Annotated in this window: 12 protein-coding genes; 1 reads left to right on the forward strand and 11 read right to left on the reverse strand. The window is 70.9% G+C overall.

The genetic code is table 11. From position 1 onward, the window contains the following. Nucleotides 1–3: 3 nt before the first annotated feature. On the reverse strand, nt 4–312 hold the full coding sequence (gene rplU, locus G555_RS0115050) for a 50S ribosomal protein L21 (RefSeq protein WP_028709505.1): 309 nt from the start codon (nt 310–312) through the stop codon (nt 4–6). Nucleotides 313–625: 313 nt separating this feature from the next. On the opposite strand from rplU, the gene G555_RS0115055 reads away from it, so the two are divergent. After that, the gene (locus tag G555_RS0115055) at nt 626–2662 is read left to right on the forward strand and encodes an NAD(+) synthase (RefSeq protein WP_028709506.1); all 2037 of its coding nucleotides are present in this window, start codon (nt 626–628) and stop codon (nt 2660–2662) included. Between the two features lie 16 nt (nt 2663–2678). Here G555_RS0115055 and G555_RS20400 read toward each other — a convergent pair whose 3' ends face one another. The 10 genes from G555_RS20400 to G555_RS21500 form a co-directional block, all read right to left on the reverse strand. Continuing rightward, nucleotides 2679–5636, reverse strand: coding sequence for an Rne/Rng family ribonuclease (locus G555_RS20400; RefSeq protein WP_084635313.1), 2958 nt, complete (start codon nt 5634–5636; stop codon nt 2679–2681). Nucleotides 5637–5829: 193 nt separating this feature from the next. Continuing rightward, nucleotides 5830–6528 (reverse strand): TIGR03936 family radical SAM-associated protein, encoded by a 699-nt coding sequence (locus tag G555_RS20405; protein ID WP_051209367.1) that lies wholly within the window; start codon nt 6526–6528, stop codon nt 5830–5832. Nucleotides 6529–6530: 2 nt separating this feature from the next. Continuing rightward, a complete protein-coding gene (locus tag G555_RS0115070; RefSeq protein WP_028709507.1) occupies nt 6531–8462 on the reverse strand; it encodes a TIGR03960 family B12-binding radical SAM protein in 1932 nt (643 codons plus the stop codon). Nucleotides 8463–8598: 136 nt separating this feature from the next. Then, complete coding sequence (mnhG, locus tag G555_RS20410; RefSeq protein ID WP_084635314.1) at nt 8599–9039, reverse strand: monovalent cation/H(+) antiporter subunit G; 441 nt, start codon at nt 9037–9039, stop codon at nt 8599–8601. Beyond that, nucleotides 9036–9365, reverse strand: a complete 330-nt coding sequence (locus G555_RS20415) for a monovalent cation/H+ antiporter complex subunit F (protein ID WP_028709508.1) — start codon at nt 9363–9365, stop codon at nt 9036–9038. The genes mnhG and G555_RS20415 overlap by 4 nt, the downstream gene beginning before the upstream one ends. Further along, complete coding sequence (locus G555_RS20420) at nt 9362–9955, reverse strand: Na+/H+ antiporter subunit E (RefSeq protein ID WP_084635315.1); 594 nt, start codon at nt 9953–9955, stop codon at nt 9362–9364. Before G555_RS20420 ends, G555_RS20415 begins: the two co-directional genes overlap by 4 nt. Then, on the reverse strand, nt 9952–11475 hold the full coding sequence (locus G555_RS0115090) for a Na+/H+ antiporter subunit D (RefSeq protein ID WP_028709509.1): 1524 nt from the start codon (nt 11473–11475) through the stop codon (nt 9952–9954). The genes G555_RS20420 and G555_RS0115090 overlap by 4 nt, the downstream gene beginning before the upstream one ends. Further along, complete coding sequence (locus G555_RS0115095; protein WP_028709510.1) at nt 11472–11900, reverse strand: Na(+)/H(+) antiporter subunit C; 429 nt, start codon at nt 11898–11900, stop codon at nt 11472–11474. Before G555_RS0115095 ends, G555_RS0115090 begins: the two co-directional genes overlap by 4 nt. Beyond that, on the reverse strand, nt 11897–14806 hold the full coding sequence (locus G555_RS0115100) for a Na+/H+ antiporter subunit A (protein ID WP_028709511.1): 2910 nt from the start codon (nt 14804–14806) through the stop codon (nt 11897–11899). The genes G555_RS0115095 and G555_RS0115100 overlap by 4 nt, the downstream gene beginning before the upstream one ends. Nucleotides 14807–14949: 143 nt before the next feature. Continuing rightward, nucleotides 14950–16335, reverse strand: coding sequence for a CPBP family intramembrane glutamic endopeptidase (locus G555_RS21500; protein ID WP_051209372.1), 1386 nt, complete (start codon nt 16333–16335; stop codon nt 14950–14952). Nucleotides 16336–16342 lie beyond the last annotated feature (7 nt).

Genomic DNA, 16342 nt, shown 5'->3' on the forward strand with positions numbered 1-16342 from the left:
GCCTCAGCTCTCGATCCCGGTCACCTTGACCTGGGTGTACCGCTGACGGTGCCCCTGGCGCTTCTTGTACCCGGTCTTGTTCTTGTACTTGACGATCTTGATCTTCGGGCCCTTGACCTCGCCGAGAACCTCGGCCGTCACGCTCACCTTGCCGAGTGCCTCGGCCTCGGAGGTGACGTCGGCACCGTCGACCACGAGAAGCGGGGTCAGCTCGACAGAACCACCGACCTCGGTCTCGACCTTGTCGATCTCCAGCACGTCGCCGACCGCAACCTTGTGCTGGCGTCCGCCGCTGCGCACGATCGCGTACACGCCTGCCCCACTCTCTATGTTCACCTTCGGTCTCGGGCTGAACCTGTCAGCCTGGACGGAGCCGGGGACGAGGAACCGTCACCACTGGGCACCGAGGGTCAAGGCTACGCGGCGACCCTCACCCTGGTCAAACGCACGACCTCTCGGCGTCGCCCCACGGACGCCGACCGACGGATTCCGCGACCGGGACGGCCCGCGGCCGGACGCCGCGGATCGCGAACGGCCGCCCGGCGCGGGACACTAAGGTCACGGCGAGGGCCGCCCCGCGTGTGGGGGGACAGCCGCCGGCGCGGACGACTCTGGAGGTTCAACGGTGGAATTCTACAACCTGTACGCCCACGGCTTCGCACGGGTCGCGGCCTGTACCGGCCCCGTCGTCCTGGCCGATCCCGTCGCCAACGCGCGGACCATCGCCGCTCACGTGCAGGCCTGCGCGGACGACGGCATCGCCCTCGCCGTGTTCCCCGAGTTGAGCCTGTCCGGCTACTCGCTGGACGACCTCGTCCTCCAGGATGTGCTCCTGGACGCCGTCGACCAGGCCATCGCCGACCTCGCCGCCGCCACCGCCGACGCCTCGGTCGTGGTCGTCGTCGGCGCACCCCTGCGCAGCCTCAACAGGATCTACAACTGTGCGGTCGTCCTGTGCCACGGCGAGGTGCTCGGCGTGGTGCCGAAGTCGTACCTGCCGACATATCGCGAGTTCTACGAGCGGCGCCAGCTCGCTCCGGGGGACGACGTCACCGGCGAGATCCGCGTCGGCGGAGTCGATGCCCCGTTCGGGACCGACCTCCTGTTCAGCGCCGCGGACCTGCCCCACTTCATCCTCGCCGTGGAGATCTGCGAGGACATGTGGGTGCCGATCCCCCCGAGCAGCGAGGCCGCGCTCGCCGGCGCGACCGTCATCGCGAATCTGTCCGGATCCCCCATCACCGTCGCCCGCGCCGAGGATCGGAAACTGCTGGTCACCTCGGCCTCGGCCCGGTGCCTGTCCGCGTACCTGTATGCGGCCGCCGGGGAGGGCGAGTCGTCCACCGACCTGTCGTGGGACGGCCAGACGATGATCGCCGAGAACGGCGCGCTCGTCGCACGGGGCGAGCGTTTCGCCACCGGGCCGCAGACGACCGTGTACGACGTCGACCTCTCCACGCTGGCCGCCGAGCGCTACCGCCAGGGGACGTTCGACGACAATCGCCGCGCCACCCAGCGCACCGACTTCCGGTGGGTCGAGTTCGCCCTCCGGCCGCCGACCGGGGATCTGGGACTGCGGCGGGACGTCGCCCGCTTCCCGTTCGTCCCCGCCGACGCGCGGCGCCTCGCGCAGGACTGCTACGAGGCGTACAACATCCAGGTGGCGGGCCTCGTGCAGCGCCTGCGGTCGATCGGGAACCCGAAGATCGTCATCGGGGTCTCGGGCGGTCTCGACTCGACCCAGGCGCTGATCGTCGCGGCCCGCGCCATGGACCGCCTCGGACGGCCGCGCACCGACATCCTCGCCTTCACGATGCCGGGGTTCGCGACGAGCGGCCACACGCGCGCCAACGCCGAGGCTCTGGCGACCTCGCTCGGCGTCACGTTCGAGACGCTCGACATCACCCCGGCGGCCCGGCAGTTGCTCGCCGACATGAGGCACCCGTTCGCGGCCGGTGAGGCGGTGTACGACGTGACGTTCGAAAACGTCCAGGCGGGCCTGCGCACCGACTACCTGTTCCGCCTCGCCAACCAGCGCGGCGGCATCGTGCTCGGCACCGGCGACCTGTCGGAGCTCGCGCTCGGCTGGTGCACCTACGGCGTCGGCGATCACATGTCCCACTACAACGTGAACGGCGGCGTGCCCAAGACGCTCATGCAGCACCTCATCCGGTGGGTCGTCGCGACCGAGCAGTTCGGGCAGGAGACGTCCGACGTCCTGCAGTCCATCCTCGACACCGAGATCACCCCCGAACTGGTGCCGGTCGCCGAGGGCCAGACGCCGCAGTCGACCCAGGCGTCGGTCGGGCCGTACGCGCTGCAGGACTTCACCCTGTTCCACGTGCTGCGCCGCGGCATGCCGCCGTCGAAGATCGCGTTCCTCGCCTGGCACGCCTGGCACGACGCCGCCGCCGGGGCCTGGCCTGCCAACTTCCCCGACGACGAGCGCGTCGCCTACGATCTGGCCGCGATCCGCCACTGGCTGGAGGTGTTCTGCCGCCGCTTCTTCGGCTTCGCCCAGTTCAAGCGGTCGGCGCTGCCGAACGGACCGAAGGTCGTCCACGGCGGCTCGCTGTCCCCCCGCGGGGACTGGCGGGCGCCGTCCGACACGTCGGCCGCCCTGTGGCTCGCCGAACTCGAGCGAAACATCCCCGTGCGGTGACGGACAGGCAGCGGCCTCAGACCGGCAGCGCGGCCGCCTCGGCCGTCTTCACGCCCGAGCCGTTCCCCTGTTGCTCCTTGCGGCCCTTGCCATCCTTGCGGCCGCCGTCCTTGTGACCCTTGCCCTGCTTGCCCTGTCCCTTGTGGCCCTTGTGCCGCTCCCCGCCGTCGGCCGGCGTCTGATCGGCGATCGGCTGGTCGTGGCGATGGTAGCCACGCCCGTGGCACGTCTCGCACTGGACGGTGAACGCCTCGGCGAGACCGGTGCCGATCCGCTTACGCGTCATCTGGACCAGCCCGAGCGACGTCACCTCGGACACCTGGTGCCGGGTCCGGTCGCGACCCAGGCATTCGACGAGCCGCCGCAGCAGGAGCTCGCGGTTGCTGGGCAGCACCATGTCGATGAAGTCGATGACGATGATCCCGCCGACGTCACGCAGCCGCAGTTGCCGGACGATCTCTTCGGCCGCTTCGAGGTTGTTGCTCGTGACCGTCGCCTCGAGGTTTCCGCCGCTGCCGGTGAACTTGCCCGTGTTGACGTCGATGACCGTCATCGCCTCGGTCCGGTCGATGATGAGCGACCCGCCCGACGGCAGGAAGACCTTGCGCTCCAGCGCCTTGGCGATCTGCTCGTCCACCCGGTTCTTCGCGAAGATCGCACCGTTCTCGCCGTCCCACCGGCGCACCCGGTCCGCGAGGTTCGGCGCGACGTGCCGCACATAGGCGTCGACCGCGTCGAACGCGTCGTCGGCGTCTCCGGTCCCGTCGATCACGACCTCGGAGAAGTCCTCGGTGAACAGGTCGCGGACGATCCGCAGCGTCAGGTCGGGCTCGGCGTACAGCAACTGCGGCGCCGGGCCGCGGGATGCCTTCTTCTCGATGATCTCCCACTGCGCCTGCAACCGGTGGACGTCGCGGACCAGGTCGTCCTCGCCCGCGCCCTCGGCCGCCGTGCGGACGATGAAGCTCGCCTCATCGCTGATGTGCTGGCCGAGCAGTGACTTCAGCCGCTCCCGCTCGGCGACGGGCAGCTTGCGGGAGATGCCGGACAGATGGCCGCCCGGCGAGTACACGATGAAGCGGCCCGGCAAGGAGATATGGCTCGTCAGCCGGGCGCCCTTCGCCCCGATCGGGTCCTTCGTCGCCTGGACGAGGACGGACTGTCCCGACTTGAAGACCTTCTCGATCTTCTTCGACTCGCCCTCGGCGCCGAACGAATCCCAGTCGACCTCGCCCGCGTACAGGACGGCATTGCGGGCACGGCCGATGTCGATGAACGCCGCCTCCATCGACGGAAGCACGTTCTGCACACGACCGAGGTAGATGTTGCCGATGAGCGACGTGGCGCTCGGCCGGTCGACGTAGTGCTCGACCAGCATGTCGTCCTCGAGCACGGCGAGCTGCGTGTACTCGGGACGTTGCCGGATCAGCATCTGCCGCTTCACGGACTCACGGCGTGCCAGGAACTCGGCCTCGCTCAGCATCGGGCTGCGGCGGCGACCGGCGGCGCGGCCCTCCTTGCGACGCTGCCGCTTCGCCTCCATCCGGGTGGACCCGGAGATGCCGGTGACCTCGTCGGCCGCCTCGGCGGTCGTGCGGACACGGCCCCCGTCGGGCCCGGAATCCCCAGCCTCGCTGCGGCGGCGACGCCGACGCCGACGCCGGGTGCCCGACGTCTCCTCGCTCTCGTCGGAATCGGTCTCGTCGGAATCGGTCCCGCCTGCGGCGCTGTCGGTCTCGGTCGCCCCGTCCTCGGAGGCCGCGGGCTCCTCGTCCTCGGCCGCCGCGGCATCGCCGCCTCCCCGACGACGGCGACGACCTCCCCGGCGCCGCCGGCGACGGCCCGTCGTGCCGGTCGCCGGCTCCTGGTCCGCATCCTCGTCGTCGCTGTGGGCCTCGTCGTCGTCCACGTCGTGGGCGTCCAGCGAGATCGCATCGGCGAGGCTCTCCAGAACCTCGTCGGCAGACGGCCCGGAGGGCCGCTCACCGTCCTCGTCGTCCTCCGACGATTCCGTCTTCCGGTCGCGGCGCTCCAGGGCGGCCGCGGCCAGGGCCGCGGCGACCTCGTCCAGGTCGGTGACGCCCGCCTCGCCGGCGATCTCGTCGTCGGTGTCTTCGTCGGTCTCCTCGTCCGCGTCCGCGACGGCGGCCACCTGGTCGGCGGCCACCTGGTCGTCGGCCGTCTCGTCCTCGACCGCCGGTGCGGCGGTGGGCACGGTCTCCTCGACATCTGTCGCTGCCGGGGCGACGGCGGCCGTCAACTCGGCCAGCGCCTGCGCGACCTCGTCGCCGGTCTCGGCGGTCGCGTCGCTCACGGCGGCCGCACGGGAGCGGGAACGCTTCCGCGGCTGCCTCTCGGCGATCGTGGCCTTCAGCGCGGCGCCCACCGGGTCGAGGCCATCGTCCGCCGCGTCGCCGGACGCGGCCGGGTCCTCGGGTGCGGGCGTGGCGTCGGCGGGCGACGGATCGGGCGCGGCGACAGGACGCGTGGAACGTGCACGGGCGCGCCGACGGGGAGCCGCGGGCTCGGCCGGGGAATCGGGGACGGTGGCCTCGGCGGGCGCCTCGACCGCCGCCGGCTCCGCGGCAGGCTCGGTGGCGGCCTCGAGCGGCGCCTCCGCGCCGGACGCGGCGGTCTTGCGGGTGCGACGCCGCGGTGCCGACGCAGGCTTGGTCTCCTCGGCGACCGGCGCCGGCGGTTCGGCCGTCTCCGCCTCGGGCGCGGCGGCCTTCGGGGTGCGCGTCCGGGTGCGGCGCGGAGCCTTCGCCGGCGGTTCGGCGGCCGGAGGCTCCGGATCACCCGCGGTCTCGGCGGGCGGCTGCGTCGCCTCCGCGGTGGAATCCGACCCGGTCAAGGGTGCCGGCGGCCCGGCCGGCCGGGCCGCCCGACGCCGCCGCGGAGCCGGTGAGGCCGGGGCGTCGGAGGATTCGGGGGTCGTGGAAGAAGCGGATTCTGTGGCATCCGGGTCGAGCATTGCTCTCCTTCAAAGCGGCATGCGCCGCGGTGTCGGCCGCGCGAAGCGGCGAAGCCTGTCGCTCGACACGATCAGCCGCCGCGGTCGACTTCTCGTCGCGGTACAGCAAGCGGTAACCACCGCCGATCGTGCCTGCACGCACCCAGGGGCTGGGTACAAGGCCCAGTATCGCACAGCCTTCCGTGAACGTCGCTCAGGCCAGCGGGTCGGCCAGTTCGCCATCGCGCAACGTCCCTTGCCGAAGCCGGGTAGCACGCGCGGAAAGACCCTCGGGCACACCCGGCCGCACCCGACCGAGAGCCTGGACGACGTCGTCGGGACGGACCAGGGGCGTCCCGTGCTCGACGAGCAGATCGAGAACCCCGTCACGCACCTCCAGGGCGACGACCGGCCCACGCGCGTCGAACCGGCGGAGCCCGCTCTTCATCATCCGCTCCACGGCGACCTCGTCGGCGGCGAGGAAGGCCGTGACCGCGTCACGCAGCGTCTCCTCGTCCACCCCGGACACCTCGATGCGCCAGCGCGACCCCGTCAGACGGTCGGCAAGGGCACCGGCACGGGCGGGAACCGCGTCCAGCACGTCGAGGCCGGCGGGCAGAGACGCGTCGAGCGCATCCCGCACGGCAGCCGGGTCGCACTCCCGGACGAGGGCGATCTCGAGATACTCCGCCTCGCTGGCCGCGCCGGTCGGAGCCGCGTTCGCATACGAGATCCGCGGATGCGGCGAGAAGCCCGACGAATAGGCCATGGGCACGCCCGCCCGCCGCAGCGCACGCTCGAACGCCCGCGCGAAGTCGCGGTGGCTGGCGAACCGGAGCCGGCCCCGCTTCGCATAGCGGATGCGCAGCCGCTGGACGGGCGGCGCCTGCTGCGCCGGTTGCTGGCGGGCCATCCTCACCCCTGCCGCACGGCCACGATGGGCAGCAACGACTGGCCCGTCGGGCCGATCTGCGTCTCGGTCCCCATGGTCGGGCACACGCCGCAGTCGTAGCACGGCGTCCAGCGGCAGTCGTCCACCTCGACCTCCCCGACCGAATCCTGCCAGTCCTCCCACAGCCAGTCCCGGTCGAGCCCGGCGTCGAGATGGTCCCACGGCAGCACCTCGTCGCCGTCACGCTCGCGCGTCGTGTACCAGTCGACATCGACGCCGGTGCCGGCCAGAGCCTCGGCGGCACACGCCGCCCACCGCTCGTAGCTGAAGTGCTCGCTCCAGCCGTCGAAGATCCCGCCCGCCCGCCACACGGCCTCGATGACCCGGCCGACTCGCCGATCGCCGCGCGACAGCAGTCCCTCGACGATGCCGGGCTTGCCGTCGTGGTAGCGCATGCCGATCGCCCGCCCATGACGACGGTCGGCCCTGATCCGGTCCCGCAGCTTGCCCAGCCGGTCGTCGATCGTCTCGGCGGAGGCCTGCGCCGCCCACTGGAAGGGCGTGTGCGGCTTCGGGACGAACCCCCCGATGCTGACGGTGCAGCGGATGTCGCGGGTCCCCGACACCTCGCGTCCGGTCTCGATGACGCGGGCGGCCAGGTCGGCGATCGCGAGCACGTCCTCGTCGGTCTCGGTCGGCAGCCCGCACATGAAGTACAGCTTCACCTGCCGCCAGCCACTGGCGAATGCCGCGGCGACCGTACGGATGAGGTCGTCCTCGGTGACCATCTTGTTGATGACCCTGCGCATCCGCTCGCTGCCGCCCTCCGGCGCGAACGTGAGGCCGCTGCGGCGCCCGTTGCGGGACAGCTCGTTCGCGAGGTCGATGTTGAACGCGTCGACCCGGGTGCTCGGCAGCGACAAGGAGACGTTCGTCCCCTCGTAGCGGTCGGCGAGCTGGGTGGTGATCTCGGCGATCTCGGAGTGGTCGGCGCTGGACAGGCTCAGCAGACCGACCTCTTCGAGCCCCGTCGCCCGCAGTCCGCCCTCGACCATCGTCCCGATGGTCGTGATACCGCGCTCGCGCACGGGGCGGGTGATCATGCCCGCCTGGCAGAACCGGCAGCCGCGGGTGCAGCCGCGGAACACCTCGACCGAGTACCGCTCGTGGACGGTCTCGGCGACCGGCACCAGCGGCGCCTTCGGATAGGGCCAGTCGTCCAGATCCATCAGGGTGTGCTTGTGCACGCGGGACGGGACGCCGGGCCGGTTGGGGACGACCTCCGCGATCCGCCCGTCGGGCAGGTAGCCGACATCGTAGAAACGCGGCACGTAGGCGACCCCGGACGTGGCCAGCCGCACCAGCAGTTCGTCGCGTCCGCCCGGGCGTCCCTCCCGCTTCCAGGAGCGGATCAGCTCGGACACCTGAAGGGACGCGACCTCGCCGTCCCCGAGGATGGCGCCGTCGATGAAGTCCGCGATCGGCTCCGGGTTGAACGCCGCATGCCCGCCGGCCAGGACGATCGGATCGGCCGCCGTGCGATCGGCGGCGTGCAGCGGCATCCCCGCCAGATCGATCGCGTTGAGCAGGTTGGTGTAGCCGAGCTCGGTCGAGAAGCTCACGCCGAGGACGTCGAATGCGCGCACAGGACGATGGGCGTCCAGCGTGAACTGACCGATGCCCTCCTCGCGCATCAGCGCCTCGAGATCAGGCCAGATCGAGAAGGTCCGCTCGGCACAGATCCAGTCGCGCTCGTTGAGGATCTCGTACAGGATCGCGATCCCCTGGTTGGGCTGTCCCACCTCGTACGCGTCGGGGTACATGAGCGCCCACCGGACCTCGGTGCGCTCCCAGTCCTTGACGACCGAGTTGACCTCGCCGCCGATGTACTGGATGGGCTTGTTCACCCTGGCCAGCAGCGGTTCGAGCCGGTCGAACAGCGACGCAGGCGCCAATTCCACGACAGTCACCCAAAAACCCTAGCTCAGCCCGCATCCCCCCGGCCCCACGCGGGACCCGCCGATCGCCCCGTTCCGGTATGCCTCCGACCTGACGGCCGGCCCCTGCGCGTCCGGCACGGCGGGCGCCCGGTCAGGATCCCGAAGACGGCTTGCGCCCCTCCTCGGGAGGCATGACGGCGGTTCCGTCGAGCAGAGCGGCCCGCAGGTTCTCCTCGCTGACTCCCGTCGCGAGCACCTCGTCGCGGAGCTCGTCGACGACGACCGTCTCATGCGCCCACTCGGTGGCGCGATAGGCCGTCCGCGCAACCATGTGGGACGAGATCGGTGCGGTGACGAGCTGCAGAGCGGAGACGAGCGTGAGGAAGAAGAACGTCGGCCAGCTCGGCATGATGAGGAAGACGCCCGCGAGCACCAGCAGGACGCCCAGCACCTGCGGCTTCGTGGCGGCGTGCATCCGGGCCAGGACATCGGGGAACCGCACCTGCGCCACCGCGGCGGACAGGGCGAAGAACGCGCCGACGGCGATGAACAGGGCGCCGACGATGTCGAGGATCTCGGTCAGGGTCGTCATCGGTCGTCCTCTCCGGGCGTGCGGCCCTCCAGTCGCCGTTGGTACAGGGTGCTGTCCATGCGCGAACCGCTGATGAGCCGCGACATCGCGACCGCCCCCGAGAAGCCGAGCAGCGACAGCACCAGCATCATGGGCAGACCGGTGTCGAAGCCGGAGACGGCGATGCTGATGCCGATGGCGGCGATGACGATCGCGATCACGACGTCGGCGGCGACGATCCGGTCCAGGGCCGTCGGACCGATCACGATCCGCCACAGTGTGAGCGCGGCGGCGACCGTCAGCATCGCGCCGGCGATGAACAGGAGGACGATCTCGACGACGTTCACGGTGTCCCTCCACCTTCCTGCATCCGTGCGGACCCGGCCTCGTCGTCGGCGACCTTCGCTCGGTAGGCGACCAACTCGGCGGTGGACGCGAACGCCTCCATGACCCGCTTCTCGACGTCCAAGCCGGACCGACGTGTGCTTTCGATCTCCTCGGGCGTGGACACGTTGAACACGTGCAGGTACAGCACCCGGCGGAACCGGTCCGACTCCACGACCAGCGTGCCGGGGATGATGGCGATCATCTCGGCGGTCTGCGCCTGGTAGAGGTCGGAGTTCGAACGCAACTGCAGCTTCACGACGGCCGGCGTGATGTGCAGCCGCGGCTCGAACGCCTGCACCGCCAGCGCGAACGACGCGATGATGAGGTCGCGCAACTGCAGCACGATGAGCTTGCACAACCCCCACGAGCGGATGCGGCCCCGGAAACGGGTCGGCGGCATCGGGAACGCGACCGTCACGAGCCAGCCGACCAGCAGCCCCGTGAGAATGCCGAGCAGCGTGACCTCGCGCCACAGCGTCAGCCACACGACGCACAGCGCCGCGATGACCTTCCACTGGATCCGGAACCGCAGCCGGGTGCGCATCTTCATCGCACACCCCCCGGCAGGACGATGGTCACGTACGACCCGTCGAGAAGGCTCGCCGCGGCGCGCCCGCAGAAGTCGTACAGGGGGCCCGCCGCGATCGTCATGGCGATCCCGACCGCCAGCAGCAGCGTCGTCCCGACGATCATCGCCGGCGGCATCGCCGAACCGCCCTCGCCCTCGTCGTCCGGCTCGGCCGGGGTGTGGATCTGCGGCGGTCCCCAGAACGCCCTGCCCCACACCTTCGCCATCGCGTACAAGGTGAGCAGGCTCGTCACGAGCGACCCCGCGACCAGCACCCATGCCAGCGGCGTCCCGACCTCGATGCCGGCCGTCAGCAGGCCGAGCTTGCCGATGAAGCCCGACAGCGGCGGGATGCCGGACAGATTCATCGCCGGGATGAAGAACATGACCCCCAGCGCCGGAGACAGTCGCGCGAGTCCGCCGAGCCGGTCCAGCGAGGACGACCCGCCACGGCGGGCGATGAGGCCCGTGACGAGGAACAGCGTGGCCTGCACGGTGATGTGGTGGGCCGCGTAGAACACCGCGCCGGACAGGCCGGCCGGGGTCGCGAGGGCGACGCCGAACAGCATGTACCCGATGTGCGAGACCAGCGTGAAGGACAGCATCCGCTTGATCCCCACCTGCGCGATCGCGCCCAGGATGCCGACGATCATGGTGACCAGGGCGAACACGAGCAGCAGGTCGGTGAGGGGGCGTGTGGGGAACAGCAGGGTCTGCGTGCGGATGATCGCGTACACGCCGACCTTCGTCAGCAGCCCTGCGAACACGGCGGTGACCGGAGCCGGCGCGGTCGGGTACGAGTCGGGCAGCCAGGCGTGCATGGGGAACACGGCCGCCTTGATGCCGAACACGACCAGCAGCAGCAACTGGATCGGCAGTTGGACGTCGGCGGGGAGGTCGGCCAGCCGCAGCGACAACTGCGCCAGGTTGACCGTGCCGGTCGCGGCGTACACGGTCGCCAGCGCGATGAGGAAGAGCGTGGACGACACGAGGCTGACCACCACGTACGTCGCCCCCGCCTCCAGGCGCGGACCGGTGCCGCCGAGGGTCATGAGCACATAGCTGGCGAACAGGAAGATCTCGAACCCGACGTACAGGTTGAACAGGTCACCGGCGAGGAACGCGTTGGAGACCCCCGCCGCCAGCAGCAGGAACGTCGGGTGGAAGATCGACACCGGCGCCTCGCGTCGCGCCTCGTGCACGTCCATGCCGAGCGAGAACAGGAGAACCCCGAGCGCCGCGATGGCCGACATCAGCAGCATCAGCGCGGCAAGGCGGTCGGCCACGAGGACGATGCCCAGCGGCGGCGTCCACGCGCCCACCCACAGCACCTGCGTCCCGTACCGGTCGGTGAGGAACACGAGCACACCCGCGACGACGACGAGCGCGGACAGGGCGCTGATCGACACCACCCGCTGGGCGCGCGGCCGGCGGCCGAGGATGAGTGCGACCGCAGCCGCGGCGATGCACAGCAGGACGGGGACGGGCAGGATGTTGTTCATTCGCTCACCACGTCCTCGCCGGTGTCGGAGAACGTGACGTCCTCGAAGGACTCCGACTCGGAGTCGCGCTCGGCCAGCATCCGGATCCGCGCGTCCTCGACGTCGTCGACGACCTCGTCGTTGCCGTCGATCTGGAACTTGCGGTACGCCATCGTCATCACGTACGCGGCGACGGCCAACGTGATGACGATGGCGGTCAGCACCATCGCCTGCGGCAGCGGGTCGCTCATCTCCTCCGCCGTGGCGAGCCCGATGATCGGCGGCGCCCCCGCGGGGCCGCCCGCCACGAGGAAGAGCAGGTTCACGCCGTTCGAGGCCAGCAGGACGCCGACGAGGATGCGGCTCAGGCTGCGCTCCAGGATGAGGTACACCCCGGCGGCGATGAGGGAGCCGGCGACGATGCACAGGACCAGATTGGGCGTCACGACGGCCTCCTCGCCGACGGCAACGCCCGGAACGAGTCGGGTTCGGGGGCGGGCGCCTGCTCGGACTCCTCGTGCATGTCGATGCCCGATCCCACGCTGCGGACCAGGTCGAGGATCACGCCGAGGACGACGAGGAACACTCCGATGTCGAACAGCGTGGACGAGACGATGTGCACGTCGCCGAGAAGGGTGAACGGCCCGAACGGAGTGTTCAGCGTGTCCAACCCCGGGATCGAGAGGCGGAGGTCGTAGCTCTGCAGCACCCTGCCGCCGAACGCGACGGGAGAGACCGCCGCCAGCGCCGCGACCGACAGGCCGCTGCCGAGCAGGGCACCGGCCGGGAACGGCGCCGCCTCGTTCAGCTCCTCCCGACCCGCAGCCAGGTATCGCAGCATCAGTCCCATGCCGGCGACCAGACCGGCGGCGAAGCCGCCTCCCGGATAGTTGTGACCGGCGAACAGCAGGTACACGGCGACGACCATGATCACGCCGAACAGCAGGCGCGTCCCGACCTCGAAGATCAGCGATCGGTCCGCCTTCGGGCGGCGCAGCGAGCCGAGCAGCCACGGCACCGCCCGCTTGTCGACGCGCGCCACGTCCACCCGCTGCAGGTCGAGCGGCCGGTTGCGGAGGAAGATCAGCGACGCCACACCGGTCGCCGCGAGGACGAGGACGCTGATCTCGCCGAACGTGTCCCACGCCCGGGTGTCGACGAGGATGACGTTCACGATGTTCTTGCCGTATCCGAACTGGTACGCGGCCTCCGGGAAGGCGGTGGACACGGGCGTGGCCGTGCGTGCACCCGCCGCGAGATACACCAGGCCCGCGGCAAGGGCGCCCACCGGGACGGAGACGGCGATGCGCAGCCACCGCGACGACTGCAGAGGACGTTCGGTGAAGTACTTCGGCAGCTTGCGCACGATGAGCAGGAAGACGACGAGCGTCACGGTCTCGACCAGCACCTGCGTGAGGCCGAGGTCCGGCGCCCCGTGCATGAGGAACAGCAGCGCCGTCCCGTAGCCGGTCACGCCGACGAGCAGGATCGCCCGCACGCGGCCTCGCGCCGTCGCGGTGAGGAAGGCCGCGGCGATGACCACGACACCGACGGCGACCTGTCCCCAGCCGTCGGCGAAGGTGCCGGCCGGCCAGTGATCGCTCACGAGCAGGGAGCCACCGACCGAGGTGAGCAAGGTGATGAGGATGAGCGCGATGTACGAGGCGAGGGAGCCGCGCTGGATCCTCGCGGTGACCTCGACGGCGGACCGGTCCACGACGCGCATCAGACCCCGGTACAGGTCCTCGGCGCCGATCAGCGACGGGAACGTCTCCTGGACCGCGGTGATCCGGTCGCGCTGCCAGAACAGCACCGCACCGAGCGCGAGCGCGAGCACCGACAGTCCCAGCGGGAGGGTGAACCCGTGCCACAACGCGAGCCCGTGGCTCTCCTCCCCGGCGAACGGCGCGGCATACGGAGCGAAGACGTCGGTGACGGGATGCCCGAGGAAACCGAGGACGAGACCCGCGGTGGCGAGCACGGCGGGCGCGGTCAGGAAGCCCGCCCGCGCCGGCGCCACCTCGCTGTCGGCGATCCTCGGCTTGCGGGCGAAGGCACCCCACCAGAACCGCAGCGCGTAGGCGACCGTGAGGGTCGACCCGAGGACGACGGCGGCCACGAGCAGGGCGCCGATCGCCGGCGGCAGGCCGATGTCCCCGCCTCCGAGGAGGTTCGTGAACGCTCCGAGCGCCGCTTCCTTGGCAAGGAACCCGAACAGCGGCGGGAGGCCGGCCATCGATGCGGCAGCCAGGCCCGCCACGGTCGCGAGCACCGGAAGCCGGCGCCCGACCCCCGACAGCTCGCGCAGGTCGCGCGTGCCGGCGTTGTGGTCGATGATGCCGACGACGAGGAACAGCGTCGACTTGTACAGCGCGTGGGCGACCACCACCGCCAGCGCCGCGAGGGCGGCCGAGCGGGTCCCGAGCCCCGCGAGCAGCACCATGAAGCCGAGTTGGCTCACGGTCCCGTACGCGAGGACGAGCTTGAGGTCGGTCTGCCGCAGCGAACGCCACCCGCCGTTCACCATCGTGAGCACGCCGAGGACGATGACCGTCACGCGCCAGGCGGGGTTCTCTGCGAACAGGGGCGCCATCACGAGGACGAGGTACACGCCCGCCTTCACCATCGCCGCGGCGTGCAGGTACGCCGAGATCGGGGTGGGTGCGGCCATGGCGCCCGGCAGCCAGAACTGGAACGGGATCAAGGCGGACTTCGACAACGCGCCGATCAGGATCAGGATGCCCGCGATGCCGACGATCGGACCCGTGGGCGGCGCCGCGACGATCTCCGACAGGAGCAGGGTGCCGGCCTGGAAGCCGAGGGACAGCAGCCCGGCGAGCATGCTGAGCCCGCCTGCGGTGGTCACCAGCAGTGCGGTGAGCGCGGCCGACCGGTTGGCCCGCCGCGTGTTGTCATGACCGATGAGCAGGTAGGAGAAGACCGTCGTCAGTTCCCAGCACACGTACAGCAGGACCAGGTCGTCGGCCACGACCAGGCCCAGCATCGCCCCGGCGAACGCCGTCAGGACCGAGGCGGAACGGGGATGGGCCCCCTTCACCCAGTACCAGCGGCAGTAGATCAGGATCAGCGTCCCGACCCCTGTCACGATCAGCGCCAGGATCCACTGCACGAGGCCCATGCGCACCACGACCGAGACGCCCAGTGCGCCGATCCACTCGAATCCCTCGCTCACCGCGCCGCCTGCGAGGATCGTCGGCGACTGCGCGACCACCCAGGCGAACGCCGCCGCGGGGCCGAGTGCCAGCGCATAGAACGCCCGCGCTCCCCACACCCTGCACAAGGCGGGCGTCAGCGCCGCCAGTACGAAGTGGAGAAGGATCAGGACGAGCAAGCACGGCCCCCTCGAAAATGAGTAGCGGTCGACCTGCCGAGGGCCAGTCGATATCGGGAATGGGCTGAAGTTTAGCGGACGCGTTCTTCGCGCCGTCCCGATCGGCGCAGGTCATCGCCTGGCCGCGGCCGGAAAACGCGCGTTCAGGGGAGTCGGCCGTGCGGTGGCGTCTGGCCCCACGCCGTGCCCGTTCCCGCGGCGGGCGGCGGCGCCGCGGCGGGCGGCGGCGCCGCGGGGGGAAGCGAGGTGCCGTCGGGTCCGTACGCGCCCATGCGCCGGACACCGGATGCCTTCGCCATCAGCAGGACGACCACCGTCGCACCGACCAGGACCGCGATGTCGACGAGCAGCCATGGGCTGCCGACGCCCGACTGCCGGTCGAACATGCCGGAGATGTCGGTGAACGGCAACGACGCCTCGGCGAGGAGGTTGTTCACCACGTGGAGGACGATGGCCGCCTCGAGTCCGCCGGTACGCCAGGTCAGGACGGCGGCGCACACGCCGAACGTGAGGTAGAAGAGGTTCAGCCACGGGTCGCCGGCCCCGTGCAGGAGCATGAAGACGAGCGACCCGACGCCCGTCGCGACGACGAGGGCTGCCGTCCGCCCGCCGATCCACGACGCGACCGCGCGGGTCAGCAGTCCGCGGATCAGGTATTCCTCGCCCGCCGCCTGGAACGGGGTGGTGAGCAGGATCGTGACGATCAGGAACAACGACTGCTCGGGCCTCCACGAAAGGGTGGGGACGACCCCGTACAGCCACCACTGGACGCCCGTGTACACGAGCCAGATCGGGACGATCACCGCGACCACGCGCCCTGTCCACCGCCAGCGCATCCCGCCCACGACCGAGGTCAGCCACCTGGGGCGTTGCGCCGTCATCATCCAGGCGACGAGCAGGCTGATGGGCACGGCCGACGCGACGGCGACGTTGTTGACGGCGAAGAAGCCCGGTGTCGTCTGCTCGAAGGTGGTCAGCGGTCGCCCTATGGCCTGCCGGTAGAGCCCGTAGGCGATGACGAGCACGATCTGCACCACGACCCACATGCCTGCGGCGATCACCACCGCGAGCAGCCCCCGCCACCAGCGGTACCGGTCGCTGCGCCAGAACTGGTGGTACTCGGTCGGCGTCGCCGGGAACGGGCTCAGCACACGCAGCGGCACGGGCCCGAAACCGGTCGGACCGTACACCCCGCCCCACGCCGCGCCGCCCGGGGGGCCGAAGGGCTGCGGCGCGGTCCCGGCGGGATAGCCCTGCGTCCCGGGCTGCCCCGGATATGCCTGGCCCGGATACGCCTGTCCCGGATACACCTGGCCCGGATACACCTGGCCGGGAGAGGGCGCGCCCGCCGGGGGCTGAGGATGCGGCTGTCCCGGCACGTGGCCGGGGTACTGCTGCTCCGGATGGGTCTGGCCGGGATGCTCCTGCCCCGTCACGGGAGGCACGGACGCCTGCCCCGGCGGCTGCTGCGCAGGGTGCGACGGCGTCTGCCGGGGGGCGGGTGTCTGGTCGGCAGGGGGGTTGGTCACGGCGGAG

This window comes from Propionicicella superfundia DSM 22317, from assembly GCF_000423465.1.
Lineage (GTDB): Bacteria > Actinomycetota > Actinomycetes > Propionibacteriales > Propionibacteriaceae > Propionicicella > Propionicicella superfundia.

Bases quoted from the DNA above. Each gene is read 5' to 3' on its own strand.
- G555_RS20400 (WP_084635313.1), bottom strand. From the start codon at position 5,636: ATGCTCGACCCGGATGCCACAGAATCCGCTTCTTCCACGACCCCCGAA.
- G555_RS20405 (WP_051209367.1), bottom strand. From the start codon at position 6,528: ATGGCCCGCCAGCAACCGGCGCAGCAGGCGCCGCCCGTCCAGCGGCTG.
- mnhG (WP_084635314.1), bottom strand. From the start codon at position 9,039: ATGACGACCCTGACCGAGATCCTCGACATCGTCGGCGCCCTGTTCATC.
- G555_RS20420 (WP_084635315.1), bottom strand. From the start codon at position 9,955: ATGAAGATGCGCACCCGGCTGCGGTTCCGGATCCAGTGGAAGGTCATC.
- G555_RS0115090 (WP_028709509.1), bottom strand. From the start codon at position 11,475: ATGAACAACATCCTGCCCGTCCCCGTCCTGCTGTGCATCGCCGCGGCT.